This window comes from Dyadobacter ginsengisoli DSM 21015 (genome assembly GCF_059568735.1).
Genome location: NZ_JCANTY010000011.1, coordinates 200,485 through 214,616 on the forward strand (window position 1 = coordinate 200,485; position 14,132 = coordinate 214,616).

The window sequence follows — 14,132 nt, forward strand, 5'->3', positions numbered from 1 at the left end:
GCTAGAAGGAGGACTATCCCGGTATGCCCGTATTCCTGAAGTAAGGTCCAGCTTTTCAATTGTGTCCTATCCCTGAAATAGTTGTACGTTCCAAAACAAGTGTAAATTATTATTGCCGGTAACAAGGCATGCAAGCCGCATATAAAAAAATAATCTACCTTTTTGCTGTGGCTCGGACACAGCGAAGGGCTTGATTTTGATGTCCTCCCAACGATCTTTTACATCTTCTTTACAAGGTTTTACAAGTGAATTGACAGAAACAACCTGCTCGGCAATAAATTTGGCGATTAAAAAAGGCATTAAAATTATGCAATCGCACTGTTAAATAATTTTGCATGTTCAGGTCTTCCTTATCTTTTTCGATGCGCTATCTGTGGAGACGGAAATTCTCATCCTCCATTAAAATTGTTGGTCTGGCACTCGGGATGACCTGCGTGCTGCTTGCCATATTGTTTATAAAAGATGAGAGCACTTTCGACGCATTTCATGAAAACGGGAAGCATATCTACAGGATAACTACCAAAGACATGCGCAACAATGGCAACACGATCCTGGGAACCACGGGCCAGATCCAGGGGCCGGCTTTTAAGGCCAGTATTCCCGAGGTAACTGAATTTGTAAGGGTGTGGCTTGACGAAACCCATAACATCATTGTTCACAAAAAAAGAGGCTTTAAGGTGAGCGTAACCTATGCAGACCCTCATTTTTTTGAGATTTTTTCCTTTCCACTATTGCAGGGAAATGCGGCACAAGCACTTAAAGATATCAATTCGATAGTCATCACTGAGGAGATGGCGATGAAGTTTTTTGGAGAGACCGACGTTGTCGGCAGAACCCTTGGTTTAGAGGACGGACCCACGATCGAGACTTTTTTGATAACCGGCGTCGCCAAGAATTTGCCGGCCAACTCTTCGCTCAAATTCCAGGCGGTAGTTCCTTTTAAATTCTTGCAACGATGGTTTAATGACGATGACTGGCTGAACCCCTATCTCAGCACATTTGTATTGCTGCATCCCAACACAAACCTGGAACGGCTTGAAGGCAAATTTGCCAATGTTTTTACCAGGGATGCAGAGAAGCAGATCAGGAAAGCACAGATACGTGCATCCGACATCAGGTTTGGCTTGCAACCACTCGCAGACATGCATTTGAATATATTCAGCAATGATGCCGGATCAAAGCGAAGCCGTTATGCAGCGCTGACGAATGAAAGCCTGTTCGAGTATTCGCTTATGCTGGGTGGAATAGCGGTTATGATCATGATTATGGCCTGTGTCAACTTTCTTAATCTGAGCATTTCCGGACTTTTGCAAAGATCGAAGGAAATCGGGGTCCGCAAAATCGCCGGCGGGACTTCGCGACAGATAATTTGGCACCTTTTAACAGAAACCATTATAGTGTGTTGGATTTCTTTTCTTCTTTCATCGTTGATGGTGGCATTAGGCCTGCCGGTCTTTAATCAGCTGACCGAAAAGGATATTCACCTTTCATTTCCCGAAGATCTAAAACTTTTTGGAGGCGCACTGGTAATACTTACAGCGTGCGTAATGATCGTTGGCCTCTATCCGGCTATCAAATTATCCGCATTTAATCTCGCAGATATTTTCCAAAGTAAGCAGAAGTGGAGTGGGAAGAATTATTTCAGCAGGGCGCTGATTGTTTTACAGTTTTCTCTTGCAATGGGTTTGGTATTTGCAGTTATTGTTTATTACCGGCAAATGGATTTCATATCGCAGAAAAATCTCGGCTACAATCCTACGGAAATTGTATTTGTGCCGATACCGTTTGGAAGAGCCAATCGGGTGGAAAGGTCATTTTTTGTAAACGAGCTGAAATCTTCTCCTTCAATTGACAAAATTTCCAGTGGCTCGCTCAATTCCTGGGGAGATAGTAAGCAGGTAATCAACGGCCGTGAATTCAACGCTGAACGTGTGTTTGTTGACCAGCATTATATTCCGACACTTGAAATAGAAATAAAGTCTGGCCGCAATTTTGAGGAGTACTCACACGCGGATTCTAATTCAGTAATCATTAACGAGACATTTTTGAAACGTACGGGTTGGGAAAACCCTCTTGCCCAAACCATTCATTTGGAAGGTGAGGCGCCAAAAACGGTAATAGGAGTCATCCGGGATTTTCACACCGAGTCTTTGAAATATGAAATCCCGCCAAGGGTCATTGAATTAAAGGACAATGGGAATCTGCTGATAAAGGTCCAAAAGGGAAAGACTGCCACGGCGCTTGCCGCAATAGGAAAAGCATTCAAAAATTCTTTTCCTGACCATTTTTATCAGTTTTCGTTTCTTAAGGATGAAATTGGCAAGCAGTATGCAACCGAGAAAAAATGGAAGAGAATTACCGGATATGCCATGTGTCTGGCTATTTTCATTTGTGGTGCAGGGCTGTTCGGACTTACCCATTTTGAGACTCTAACGCGCAGGCGGGAAATAGGCATCCGAAAGGTACTGGGTGCGTCTGTATTACGGCTGATGCGGCTCGTGTCCAGCGGCTTTCTGAAGCTTGTTCTGATTTCCGTGCTTGTAGCCTCACCGGTAGTTTGGTATCTGATGAACAACTGGCTCCAGGATTTCAGCTACAGAATACGAATTTCATGGATGGATATCGCGGTAACCATTTTGGCTGCCATAGTGATTACCTCACTTACCGTTGGAGTCAGGGTGGGCAAGGCGGCGCTGCAAAATCCGGTCGATGCATTGAAAGACGGATAAAGGGTCATCGAGCTTAACGATTTTCCTCTCTAATTCGTCACTAACGTTACGTCGCCTCCGATAAATCGGACAGCCATTTAGTCTATAATATTTCGCAAATCAGCTATTTAATTATCAACTATTCGTTTATCTAAAGACTTTTAGAAATAATTCCGCGTGCTTTCTGCTGCTATTCACATTCATATCAACTAATAGGATCATCCGGGTCGGTTCCCAATTCATTGGCTTCGTCCTTTATTCAAGTATCTAAAAGTCAGCGGCCACGTTGTCGTGCCCTCCTGGAAAATATCTTATACATGCCCGAAAGAATGGTTACGGTCGAACAGCTAAAGAATTTTGGCGTCACGTTCAGCTACTCCGACGCACTTGAAATGATTGAGGGAAGACATGCCGCCTGCGATAATGTCATGATCGGGCAAAAAGTAGCAGGAACATGGTTCGATTCATAAAAAGATCGGCTTTCATAAAGTTAATACTCTGACTGAATAATTTTTTCGCGATGCTGCTTGCCCCATTTATGCATGGCAATGATCACTTCTGAAAGCGTATCGCTGTAAGGAGTAAGCGCGTATTCAACCGTAACAGGCTTCGTGTCACAGACAGTTCTTGTCACCAAACCATGCATTTCCAACTCCTGCAACTCTTTCGATAAAATCCTGGGTGAGATTTCGGCCTCCCGGGACAACTCACGAAATCTTCGTTTCCCATCCCTTAGTATTGAAATCAATACCAGCTTCCATTTACCCCCTACGACATCCAAGGTATCGTGAATCGTCATTTTTGCCTTGGCGCATTGATCACTGTCTCCGGTGATACAAACGTGTTTTTTTGCCATGATATCCTTTTTGTAACTGGTATCCTTTATGTAACAGATAACAAAAGTATAACACACCCGCAATATTTTTGTTCCATGCCAGCGAAAATGTATTTCCTGGCTGCCAGACAGAAATAAATCGCACATAAATAACAACAGAATGAAACTTTTTGAGGAAGTGAATTTGGGTGTCCTGACACTTAAGAACAGAATGGTAATGGCGGCTATGACCCGCAGCAGAGCCGATGTCAATGGGGTCATTGGTGACCTGACCGTGGAGTACTACGTGCAAAGAGCGAGCGCAGGGTTGATCCTAACCGAAGCCATCAACATCTCGCCCGATGCATTAGGTAGCCCATTAACGCCAGGCCTTTTCACGCAACAACAAATGGAAGCATGGAAAAAGGTAACCACGGCCGTACATGCAGAAGGTGGCGTTATCTTCGCTCAGCTATGGCATACCGGCCGGGTCGGCCACTCCGCCGACAGAAATGGCGTTCTGCCAGCCGCACCGTCGGCCATTGCCATCACCGGGATGCCGCACTTTACGTCGCAAGGCCCAAAAGATTATGAAACACCCCGCGCATTGACAACCGAAGAAATAAAGGATGTGGTCCGGGACTATAAGCAGGCAGCCCTCAACGCAATCGAAGCCGGTTTTGATGGTGTCGAACTTCATGCAGCCAATGGCTATCTGCCTAACCAGTTCTTAGCTGAAAGTGCCAACCACAGAACCGATGAATACGGCGGAAGTATTGAAAACAACGCGCGTTTCACTTTGGAGATTATGAAGGAATTGATCACCGCAGTTGGCGGTGAAAAAGTCGGAATTAAAATTTCGCCCTTCCACCCTTATGGAGGAATTCTGTTAAACGATCCCGTTGCGACATTTGCATACCTGATCCAGGAACTGAACAAAATGGATTTCGCATTCGTGGAATTAATGAAGCGCAGCACCATGTTTCCACTACCCGCAAATTACCCGGCAGACGATGAGATTGAAATATTTGGCAAACTTGTGTCCCAATTACTTATCGCCAATTCGGGATACAACAAAGAAACCGGGGAGACAGAACTGGATAAGGGGATTGCCGATTTGATTTCTTTTGGAGGCTTGTTTTTGGCCAACCCGGATCTGCCTAAACGTTTTGAGCTCGACGCCGAACTTAACGAGCCGGATCGGGCAACCATGTTTGGGGGTGGAGAGAAAGGCTATACGGACTACCCAGTTCTTGCAGCATCAGAAATCTGAGTTTTTAACGGCTGTTTACTGAGCGCAGTTTCGCAATAGTTGCGGGCTGCGCTTCTAACACCCGATTTGGCGGCTACATCCTACGTCGGAACACCAGCTGGCAAACCTCTCTCAAAAAAAATCATAAACAGGTCGATGTCTGTAAAGTAGTCATCCTCAGTTTGAACCCCCTTAACTTTGTAATCGGCAAATCGATTTTCAAAAAATGTAAACTCCGGGAAGAACCTATTTACTTCTTCTAAAATTTCCATATAATGCTCCTCATGCGACTTGTTTAGAGGTGAGTAAGACGCGAAGGGTATAGGAACCGAATTACCTGGGGTTCGGGAATGCTCATGGAATGGCCGATGATTGTTCTCCGCCAACATGTCCACATAAAGCATTCCTATCTGCTTGCCTATAAAACTCAGAAAAAGTACCACAGAACAAGGCCAGTCGCCGTTATCCCGCCTGATGCCAACAATCAACTTGTAGGTATGGAGAGAACAGGCTTTCTCCCAATTTCGTGCAAACTTGACCCATGGTTTACTCCGAATACCAAGCACCAGATTGCTCCAAGTATCCGCCGCCATATCAGCATCGTGCCAGGCAGACTTGAGCTTTTCCGAAAGCAAGGAAGTCACTTTCTCTCTATCAAGATTTTGATCATTAGGAAACGCCTCTGATGAATAATATTCATCGACAATTGAAAGGTATTCCTGTATCTCTCTGTTTACAATTTTCCGCATAACTTACATTTGAATTAGTACTATCTCCGACATGCCTACCTGATCAGGGCATAAACTAAAAAAGAAAATCTACACGAGTCCGGTACCGGAAATGGGTTTCCGTCCTAAGCAACCTCTTCCGTCTGCGCCTTTAAGCTTTAAAAACGCCCAACAGACGATACATCGCTTGTTACAAATTTCTGTCATTGTTTCAAGTAATGATGTACCACACACCCGGATTTGAAAATTATGGTATCAACCAGCTTCAAATCAAGTTTTGCATGAAGGCTGCCGGCATCCGAGTGTTACAGTTCTCATTTTAATGGTTTTTGTTTGATTTTTAAAGATATATATCAAAATTAAACGATAGCACGAAACGCTGTGAGGGTGATCGGCGACAAAAAAAGCTTTCAGACTAAACGCCATGATCTGACTATTGGGCCTATTAAATTGTCAGGTTACGGGGCGGATTTCCGGCGGCAAAGTGTATTTTTGGATTTCCATCTATGAAAAACATTCTCATTGCCGATGACCACTCCCTGATACGATCCGGGCTCCGTATGGTGCTCGACAGCATGGACGTGAAGACAGACATTAGCGAAGCCTGGGATGCAAAGACCGTGATGGTGAAATTGAAAGAGAAGGCATTTGATCTTGTACTGCTCGATATTCAGATGCCGGCAACTGACTCTGTGGTATTGATGCATTGGATACAGAGCTTTTACCCGGACACTAAAATCCTTATTGTATCTCAGAACCCGGAGAACACCTATGGCAAACGCTACATGCAATTGGGGGCCAATGGCTTTATCAGTAATACAGCTCCGGACGATGAAATGATCAAAGCGATTACCAAAGTACTGAATGGCAGCACCTATGTCAGCGAAGGACTGTCGCAATCGATCGTCCAGGGCGTGCTCAACGGCGCGTCCGCTAACCCTTTCGACCAGCTCTCGCAACGGGAATTCCAGGTGGTGATCTGCCTGGCAAAGGGATATTCCATCAACGAGGTTTGCGATATGCTGCGGGTGCAATACTCCACCGCGCACACGCACAAGCGGCGCGCCTTCGAAAAGCTCAGTATTGAGGACAACAAGGACCTGGCGCAATTAGCCGGCGCTTATGATTTGCTGAGCTAAATTCTGTGACAGGTTTGCGCCGTTGGTTCTTCCCTGAATGTAAAGCTTGACAGACGTTCCTTCGCCCCGTTCGCTCTGTATTTCCAGCTTTGTATCGAGACGCGTTGCAAAGTCGATAATCATCTGGTAGCCCAGCCGACTGTTCCGCTCGATGCCTGCGGCTGTGGAAGCCTGGCCGATCCTGTCATGGATTCTTTTCAGAATGGGTTCGCTCATTCCCTCACCGGTGTCGGCAATGGTGATAGCGACCTGCCCGTCGGTTTCCGCGCTTGGCAGTATGGTGATGTTACCGCCTTGCGTGTGTTTGTTGGCATTGTCGATGATGTTGCGCAGGATTACTTTTAAAAGCTCGCGGTCGGTATCCAGCGTGTAATGTGCATGCGCGGAAAATATCAGTTTGTTGCCGTTCGCGTCGAGCATTTCCCGGAAAAACAACCCCAACTCCTGCACGAGGTCATCGAGCGGAAACGAAGTTTTGTTTATCGAAAAACCCTCTGTAAAAGACGAGGCCCACAAGTTAAACTCTTCCACAAACTGGTACACCTGATCGGCGGTATTTTTGATTTCGGAGCTGGTCCGGCCGATGCCGTTGAAATTCTCCCGCTGCACATTGTCGCGCAAGTGCCCTGTAACCTTTGAGAGGAAATATAATGGCGATTTCAGGTCATGCGCGATCGATACCGTCAGCTTTTCCATCAGTTTGCTTTGGTAAGCGAGCTCGCGCGTCCGGTCCTGTACCTCTGCTTCGAGGCGGTTGCGCTGGCGGACAAGATAGCGGTATCGCATTTTGATGATAACCACAATGGCAGCAATGATCAAAGCAACTACCAGCAGGTAAAAACCACCAGATCTGGAAAAAAAACGGCATGACCGTAAAAGGCAACTCCGCGGTGACGTAATTACCTGTACCAAAGCCCGCTTCCTTCCTGAGCCGGAGCTTGTAGCGGCCATGGTTCAGCGTGTTCAGCACAATGCGATTGTTTTCACCCAGCGGATACCAGCGATCGTCGAGCCCTTCAACATTATACCGGATATCGAAGTTATTAGGATGCCCGAAATATGGCGAGGAGACGGTAAATTCCAGCCTTTTGAAAGACGGTGCTATTTGCAGAAGCGCCTGGCTGCTGGCCGGCTTTCCGTCCAGCTATACTTGTTCAATAAAAATCTTGTTTGCCGGAAGCACGGGCTTAATGCTATCCGGATGGAACACCACGACGCCATTCATGGAAGGGAACGCAAAGGTGCCGTTATCCAGCCGCAAGCCGCTCGGCGTACAACCTCCGTTGAATTCCGTCGTTTTCAGACCGCTTTCCTTCCCGTAGTAATGCTGATAAATCTCCCCGGGTTTGCCGGAAGCATAATCGTACAGATCTTGGACGGCGCATTGAAAAAGACCATTGTTTGTGGTCATCCAGATAAAGCCATTGCGATCTTCCAGGAAGGAATGCACGATTCTCAAATGGTGCCCCCGGTCTTCCGGCATCTTCATAAAGCGGCCATTTCGGAACAAAAAATATCCCTGTCCGTAGCTTCCCATCCACAGGTTGCCTTGTTTATCACGATATACGGTGCTGAGTTCGATCTTATCGAATTCGTGGTAAATGCGCTGCCGGCGGTGCTTCACGTCCAACCACATGCACAATCCAGTGCCCACAATCCAGAAGGTCTGATTACCGAGTGGGATAAAACTTTCTATAAATTTCCCTGACAGGCTTTTGCAGTCGTAAGGCACGAACTTCTCCCCCTGCACACGTCCAAAATTACGTGGTCCCTGGTTGATCCAGATCGTTCCTGTTTCATCCTCCTGAACGCATGCCAGCCATTCCGTGAGCGGTACTTTCCGAAGGACCCGCATCTTCTCGTCCGTTTCCTGCAATGTGAACAAGTGGGAGTACCAATAGTGCCCGTTACGGTCGCGCAATACGGCTCGCCGGTTGACTGCGGCACGCGTCCCCGGCACCGACGGGCTTCCGGGTAATGTCCCGATCGGGGAAAAAATTCCGCCGTCGCCGTAAGGAGCCAGGCCGTAGAAAGCCCCTCCGTTCTCTTCATTTTCACCCACGGCTGCCAGGTTTTGTTTACGAAAGATAAACAGGCCCTGTGTATTAGAGCCGATAATCAGGAGCCCCTGCTCCGGATAATAGCGCATGCAGGTGATGAACAAGATGTCTTTCACCTTGATAAGGTGTCGAAATTTCAATTCACTGCCAGCAAGCCTGACTTCGAAAATGTCGCCGTCCAGATTTAGCAACATTTGGTTTTCCTGCTTGAAAAACTTCACGGACGACAAATTCACAAGCGATTTGTTTTGGGGAAAGGCGACCGGAATTTTTTTGCGGACGTGTACCCCGTTAGAGTCGACGAGCACCGCTTCCCGGCTTCTGGTGACAAAGCAGAGCTTGTCACCGACGGCACCCACAGCCAGGATCTGAGGCGTGGCGATCTCCGGCAGGCGCGTCCATTTCAGTCGGCCATTTGAAACATAACCGATGTTGTATCGCCACGCCATAAACCCCCGTCCTTTACTGACAGGGTGATACAGAAAGTCGAGACAGTTTTCCGAGGGGATATACGAGAACTTGCCGGTGTAACGGGCAAGCGGCGCCATGTCGATATGGGTAATGTCGATCATTCCTCCGCTTGTGGTCCGCACCAGGCCGGGTATGGCTCGTGGCTTCGAAAAGCCGGTCTGGTTGTCATAAAAAGCGGTCTTACCATCTTCATCGAGGCACAAGACATTCCCTTTCCAATCTTTCCCAAAGCTCAGATACCTGTTTCGCAGCAAGGTGGAATTATTGTTATCATAAATCCGGAAACGTTGCCCGTCGTAGCGGGCAATCCCACTCTGGGTAGCTAGCCACAAATAGCCATCCTTGTCTATTTCCGCCCCTATTACGCTGTTCTGAGGCAAACCATTTTCACTATTGAAATGGGTCAATGTCCAGGACCCGTTATCCTGCGCTTGTAGTGATAAAGACAATAAACAAATGATACTGAGCAGGTAAGACAGGTGCAAAATTCTCATAAGGGTGTCGTCGCGCCCGGCCGGGCGTAAATCACCAACAAGCTATACGTCTTTGATTAGAACTAAAAGCAAAATAGTGTGCGAATAATTATTTTTCATGTAGTAAAAGTTTGTACAAATAATTAAAAATATGTCCTACAATTCCTTCCCAGTCTGCATCGACATTTGTGAAAGCTATTTCGGCCATCACTTAAAAACACTTTTATGAAAAAGCATTACATCCTGGCGGGCTTCCTGGCGCTCGTCGCAGCTCCCGGTTTTGCACAGGTAAAAATTGGCGCCGCAGGTGCCCCCGACGCCAGCGCCACACTGGAAGTAACCGGCGGAGCCGGCAACAACAAAGGCTTGCTCCTACCCCGTCTGACAACCGCACAGCGCAATGCCATCACCATGCCTGCAAAGGGGCTCCTGATTTTCAACACGACGACTGATTAGGTACAGACTAATATCGGAACTCCGCTCGTACCACTTTGGTCAACAACTCCCGTAGCCGGCTGGAATACCACGGGTAATGCAGGTATCAACCCGGCGACCAGCTTCATCGGTACCACCGACAAACAGCCACTGGCTATCCGCACGAACAATGCGGAGGTGGTGCGTGTGACAGCGGATGGCATGGTGGGTGTCGGTACAGCAGCACCGGCAGTTAAACTAGCAGTTGCCGACACCGGAGCAGTAGGCGTTCGGGTAAGTTCAACCAACGTCGGCAGGATGACCTTTCAACTTGGTAACCGCTATCACGGCATTGCCCGCAACCTGGCCAACTCAGGCGGTATGGCAAATGATGTAGCCTTGTCTACCAGTAGCGGTGGCGCCGGTGCAGCTGGCGCTCTTTATCTTGCTGCAAATCCATACGCCGGCGACAGTATCTCGCTAAGCCAGTTTACACTGAAAAACAACGGCAGAATAGGTATTGGCACCAGCGCCCCTCAGACCAAATTACATTTGAACGAAGGGGCATTAAGGATCTCCTCCTCGCAAGTGTTGGACAATCCGGCGATTCACATTATCAATGACGGCGGAGGCGGTGGAAACAATGACAATTTCATCATCGACTCTTACGGCACCGCACTTCCGTCCGTCTCATTGCGTGCAACCCGTGGATCAGCCGCGGCACCTGAGAACATCACGGCTGGAACTATTCTGGGTAACTTATATTTCAGCGGCCGAAGAGATGGTGTTCAAACCAACATGGGCCTGATTTCGGCTACCTACCTGGGGGACGGTATAAACAGGAAGACAAGAATGATTTTTGTCGCAGGCCAGGAAACGTCCATAGTTATCGATAGCAGCAGTTTTGTTGGCATTGGAACAGCCGCGCCCACTGCCAAGCTTAGCGTCAACGGTACTACCAACAACCTTTCAGGCACCTGGGGTATCTTCTCGGATGCACGTGTGAAAACGATCGATGCGGATTACAAGGATGGCCTTGCAACTGTGATGAAAATTCATCCGGTGAAATTCCACTACAATGCGAATGCACCGTTCAAATCAAACGAGCAACAGATCGGTATCATAGCCCAGGAGATGGAGGCAATCGCTCCTTACATGGTTACAAAAACGAAAGCAGAAGGTTTCAATGATCTCCGACAGTACAACAACCAGGCACTACCCTATATGCTGGTGAATGCCATCCAGGAACAGCAGAAGATGATCGAAAACCTGAAAGCGGCCCTTGCCGTTTCCAAAGCCGACAATGCCGCACTGAAAGCCGATGTTTCCAAAATCTCCGCACTCGCGGAAAGAATGCAGCGCCTCGAAGCTTCGCTGAACACCGAAGCTGCCGATAACACAGCTGTTTCCAAATAGTCATTCATACTGATTGTTCACATTCAAAAAACAAATAGTATGAAAAAACGACTCATAGCCCTGGCATTGCCCTTGTGGGTGATGCAGGCACACGGACAGACATTTACCACCTATGGACCACCCGATCCGGTAAGCATTGATGCTGGTTACATAAGTGACTACTCACCCAACGGTACCGTCGTACAAGCGGGCGGTAGCGTTACGCTCGCAAACGGGTCTACGTACGAGCATGGTAACCTGAGTTTCCAGAACAATGGTACCTGGCTCGGGCAGACGAACAGTCTCGACCTGTTCAACGCCGCGGGTGCATTGACGATCAGCGGTTCCGCAGCGCCGGGTTTCCATAACCTGCAATTTCAGAACGGCAATACCGTATCGCTTACGAATACAGCCGGCGCCAATGTTGCCGGGACTCTCACCTTCGGCACGAGCGGGATCATAAGTACCACACGCAGTACACACACTATCAGTTCGCTTCGCTTAGCCGACGGAGCGGGCTATGCCGGCGGGAATACGGATCCGCAGCACGTGAATGGCTATGTGACCAAAACAGGTGATGATGCGTTTGTATTTCCCGTAGGTAGCGATACCGACCTGCGTACGGTTTCCATTTCCGCCCCGGCGGCAGCTGTTACCATCAGCACAGCCTGGTTTGTGGGCAGTCCTGCTACGGTTACCGATCCTTCCGACGGCGCTACACACAGCCTGACGGCTTTCGCCGCCCCGATCGAATCGGTAAGCCCTGTCGGTTTTTGGGACTGGATCAACACCGCCGGAAGCGATGACAACGTGCCGGTAAGCGTATCTATTCCCGACGTATCGGGCTTCGCCCTTGCAACTAACCTGCGGCTTGTCGGCTGGAACGGAACCGAGTGGGTGGCGTTAGGCACAACCGGTGCCAGTGCACCTGACGATAACAATGCGCTCAGCGGGACCATCCCGGCCGGAACGTCCATTACCGCGCTCGCCATCGGCAGCATTGAGCCTCCCCTGCCCGTCACATTAGTCAGTTTCACGGGCAAGGCTGTCGAAAAAACAGTGGCACTCCAATGGGCAACGACCGAGGAATTCAATGCTTCGCATTTTGAGGTACAAAGAAGCAGCGACGCCAGAAACTTTGAGCCGATCGGCCAGGCGGATGCAAAGGGCGACAGTAAGGTAATTGCGAATTACGCGTTTGCCGATCAGGCCCCTCTGGCCGAAACAAACTACTACCGGCTGAAACAGATAGATGTAGACGGTACATATGCCTTTTCAAAGACCATTTCCATCCTGTTTGACCACGGGATCAAAATCAAAGTTTACCCCAACCCCGTAACGGACGTGCTGCGCGTCGAATCCAGTGCGGGGCTGCAATCGTTGGAAGTATTTGGTGTCGACGGTTCTAAGGTAAAGGGCATAGCCATCCCGCCGGACAAGGCATCAGCAGCGGTCTCGGGAACCAATTTCCGGGAGATCAACCTCCGCGGTCAAAAGCCCGGCATTTACGTGCTGATCATCAATGGCAGAAGTTTTAAAGTACTGAAAAATTAGCGCAGGGAAGCTAGGATATAATCAGCCTTTGAAACTCGTATGAAACGAGTTCCAAAGGCTGATTTTTGGCAATTTCAATAATTGTATACCTTTTTTAAGTCAACTAGCCGGTAATCATTTGTCACATCTGTATTCACCACTTTTTGTAAATGGTAAAATAGCTGGCACTCTTTTTGTGATTTTCCGACCTCAGAAAATCATTAATTTCAAATAGTATGCCAAGGCAAATCTACAACAGGACCATCAACGTGGATGGAATTGATCTTTTCTACCGCGAGGCCGGAGATGAAAAGAATCCCTCTCTACTGCTCTTACATGGATTTCCGACTTCATCGGTAGCTTTCAAGAATCTGATGATTGCGATGTCCGATCAGTATCACCTTGTCGCCCCGGATTATCCGGGTTTTGGCTTTAGTGAATTTCCGGTACCAGATCATTTTGACTATACATTTGGAAATATATCCGCTTTAATAAACAAATTCACCGAAGCAATACATTTACATCAGTACTTTATATATCTCCATGATTATGGCGCACCGATAGGGCTTCAATTATGCGTAAATCACCCTGAAAAGATTTCCGGAATAATTGTCCAGAGCGGCAATGCACACCGTGAAGGTATGGGTCCGGAATGGGACGAATATATTGACTATTGGTACAATCCGACTCCCGAAAAAAAGAAAAAGCTTATTCAGTTCCTAAGTGCAGAAGGTATTAAAAATCAATACTTTGGTGGACTTCCAAAAGAAATATTACCAAGGGTCAGTCCGGAACTGTGGATACTTGATTGGGAACTTTTGAAAAGACCGGGTAACATCGAAAGGCAATTTGAATTAAATTGTGATTTCAAAACTCACCTGGAAATGTTTCCTGTTTACCAGAAATATCTTCGCAGTCACCAACCACCAGCCCTTGTCGTTTGGGGGAAATATGAGCTATTTTTTTCAGTGAAAGAAGTTCCTTATTACCAGCACGACTTGCCCGAAGCGCAAATCCACGTTTTAGACGGGGGGCACGATGTACTGGACACCCATTTTGACGAGGTATTGGCGCTAATAAGAAATTTTCTGAATCAGCAAAAAAAGCACGCGTAGGTGCGTTTTTTCTCAGTCTAACCCCGACGG

14 protein-coding genes are annotated in these 14,132 nt (G+C 47.8%); 8 read left to right on the forward strand and 6 right to left on the reverse strand.

The genetic code is table 11. From position 1 onward, the window contains the following. Window positions 1–335 precede the first annotated feature (335 nt). Both BP71_RS33165 and BP71_RS33170 read left to right on the forward strand, forming a co-directional pair. Complete coding sequence (locus BP71_RS33165) at window positions 336–2,729, forward strand: ABC transporter permease (RefSeq protein WP_496385952.1); 2,394 nt, start codon at window positions 336–338, stop codon at window positions 2,727–2,729. A gap of 296 nt (window positions 2,730–3,025) precedes the next feature. Then, on the forward strand, window positions 3,026–3,178 hold the full coding sequence (locus BP71_RS33170; protein ID WP_496385953.1) for a hypothetical protein: 153 nt from the start codon (window positions 3,026–3,028) through the stop codon (window positions 3,176–3,178). 20 nt (window positions 3,179–3,198) lie between these two features. Here the strand turns inward: BP71_RS33170 and BP71_RS33175 are convergent, their stop codons facing one another. Further along, entirely contained in the window at window positions 3,199–3,564 is a 366-nt protein-coding gene (locus tag BP71_RS33175; protein ID WP_496385954.1) for a winged helix-turn-helix transcriptional regulator, read from the reverse strand. Window positions 3,565–3,703: 139 nt separating this feature from the next. Here BP71_RS33175 and BP71_RS33180 point away from each other — a divergent pair, with 139 nt between their 5' ends. Beyond that, window positions 3,704–4,795: an alkene reductase gene (locus BP71_RS33180; protein ID WP_496385955.1), complete on the forward strand. Its 1,092-nt coding sequence runs from the start codon at window positions 3,704–3,706 to the stop codon at window positions 4,793–4,795. An 80-nt stretch (window positions 4,796–4,875) separates the two neighbouring features. Here BP71_RS33180 and BP71_RS33185 read toward each other — a convergent pair whose 3' ends face one another. Beyond that, a complete protein-coding gene (locus BP71_RS33185; protein ID WP_496385956.1) occupies window positions 4,876–5,523 on the reverse strand; it encodes a hypothetical protein in 648 nt (215 codons plus the stop codon). 485 nt (window positions 5,524–6,008) lie between these two features. Between BP71_RS33185 and BP71_RS33190 the strand changes: the two genes are divergently transcribed. Next, a complete protein-coding gene (locus tag BP71_RS33190; protein WP_496385957.1) occupies window positions 6,009–6,641 on the forward strand; it encodes a response regulator in 633 nt (210 codons plus the stop codon). Here BP71_RS33190 and BP71_RS33195 read toward each other — a convergent pair. Genes BP71_RS33195 through BP71_RS33205 form a run of 3 tightly spaced genes read right to left on the reverse strand, consistent with a single transcriptional unit; the run spans window position 6,612 to window position 9,666 of the window. Beyond that, entirely contained in the window at window positions 6,612–7,337 is a 726-nt protein-coding gene (locus BP71_RS33195) for a sensor histidine kinase (RefSeq protein ID WP_496386059.1), read from the reverse strand. The genes BP71_RS33190 and BP71_RS33195 overlap by 30 nt on opposite strands. Then, on the reverse strand, window positions 7,306–7,785 hold the full coding sequence (locus BP71_RS33200) for a triple tyrosine motif-containing protein (RefSeq protein ID WP_496386060.1): 480 nt from the start codon (window positions 7,783–7,785) through the stop codon (window positions 7,306–7,308). Before BP71_RS33200 ends, BP71_RS33195 begins: the two co-directional genes overlap by 32 nt. Next, window positions 7,786–9,666 carry a ligand-binding sensor domain-containing protein gene (locus BP71_RS33205; RefSeq protein ID WP_496385958.1) on the reverse strand — a complete coding sequence of 627 codons (1,881 nt, stop codon included), beginning with the start codon at window positions 9,664–9,666 and terminating at the stop codon, window positions 7,786–7,788. Window positions 9,667–9,870: 204 nt separating this feature from the next. Here BP71_RS33205 and BP71_RS33210 point away from each other — a divergent pair, with 204 nt between their 5' ends. Further along, window positions 9,871–10,101, forward strand: coding sequence for a phage tail-like protein (locus BP71_RS33210; RefSeq protein WP_496385959.1), 231 nt, complete (start codon window positions 9,871–9,873; stop codon window positions 10,099–10,101). On the opposite strand, the gene BP71_RS33215 is transcribed toward BP71_RS33210, so the two are convergent. After that, window positions 10,098–10,367, reverse strand: a complete 270-nt coding sequence (locus BP71_RS33215) for a hypothetical protein (RefSeq protein WP_496385960.1) — start codon at window positions 10,365–10,367, stop codon at window positions 10,098–10,100. The genes BP71_RS33210 and BP71_RS33215 overlap by 4 nt on opposite strands. 10 nt (window positions 10,368–10,377) lie before the next feature. Between BP71_RS33215 and BP71_RS33220 the strand changes: the two genes are divergently transcribed. The 3 genes from BP71_RS33220 to BP71_RS33230 all read left to right on the forward strand — a co-directional run bounded on the left by BP71_RS33220 (window position 10,378) and on the right by BP71_RS33230 (window position 14,102). Beyond that, complete coding sequence (locus BP71_RS33220) at window positions 10,378–11,475, forward strand: tail fiber domain-containing protein (RefSeq protein ID WP_496385961.1); 1,098 nt, start codon at window positions 10,378–10,380, stop codon at window positions 11,473–11,475. A gap of 39 nt (window positions 11,476–11,514) precedes the next feature. Then, the gene (locus tag BP71_RS33225; protein ID WP_496385963.1) at window positions 11,515–13,008 is read left to right on the forward strand and encodes a T9SS type A sorting domain-containing protein; all 1,494 of its coding nucleotides are present in this window, start codon (window positions 11,515–11,517) and stop codon (window positions 13,006–13,008) included. A 215-nt stretch (window positions 13,009–13,223) separates the two neighbouring features. Further along, window positions 13,224–14,102 (forward strand): alpha/beta fold hydrolase, encoded by an 879-nt coding sequence (locus tag BP71_RS33230; RefSeq protein ID WP_496385965.1) that lies wholly within the window; start codon window positions 13,224–13,226, stop codon window positions 14,100–14,102. Window positions 14,103–14,132: the final 30 nt, after the last annotated feature.

Bases quoted from the DNA above. Each gene is read 5' to 3' on its own strand.
- BP71_RS33165 (WP_496385952.1), top strand. From the start codon at position 336: ATGTTCAGGTCTTCCTTATCTTTTTCGATGCGCTATCTGTGGAGACGG.
- BP71_RS33170 (WP_496385953.1), top strand. From the start codon at position 3,026: ATGCCCGAAAGAATGGTTACGGTCGAACAGCTAAAGAATTTTGGCGTC.
- BP71_RS33175 (WP_496385954.1), bottom strand. From the start codon at position 3,564: ATGGCAAAAAAACACGTTTGTATCACCGGAGACAGTGATCAATGCGCC.
- BP71_RS33180 (WP_496385955.1), top strand. From the start codon at position 3,704: ATGAAACTTTTTGAGGAAGTGAATTTGGGTGTCCTGACACTTAAGAAC.
- BP71_RS33185 (WP_496385956.1), bottom strand. From the start codon at position 5,523: ATGCGGAAAATTGTAAACAGAGAGATACAGGAATACCTTTCAATTGTC.
- BP71_RS33190 (WP_496385957.1), top strand. From the start codon at position 6,009: ATGAAAAACATTCTCATTGCCGATGACCACTCCCTGATACGATCCGGG.
- BP71_RS33195 (WP_496386059.1), bottom strand. From the start codon at position 7,337: ATGGAAAAGCTGACGGTATCGATCGCGCATGACCTGAAATCGCCATTA.
- BP71_RS33205 (WP_496385958.1), bottom strand. From the start codon at position 9,666: ATGAGAATTTTGCACCTGTCTTACCTGCTCAGTATCATTTGTTTATTG.
- BP71_RS33210 (WP_496385959.1), top strand. From the start codon at position 9,871: ATGAAAAAGCATTACATCCTGGCGGGCTTCCTGGCGCTCGTCGCAGCT.
- BP71_RS33220 (WP_496385961.1), top strand. From the start codon at position 10,378: ATGACCTTTCAACTTGGTAACCGCTATCACGGCATTGCCCGCAACCTG.
- BP71_RS33225 (WP_496385963.1), top strand. From the start codon at position 11,515: ATGAAAAAACGACTCATAGCCCTGGCATTGCCCTTGTGGGTGATGCAG.
- BP71_RS33230 (WP_496385965.1), top strand. From the start codon at position 13,224: ATGCCAAGGCAAATCTACAACAGGACCATCAACGTGGATGGAATTGAT.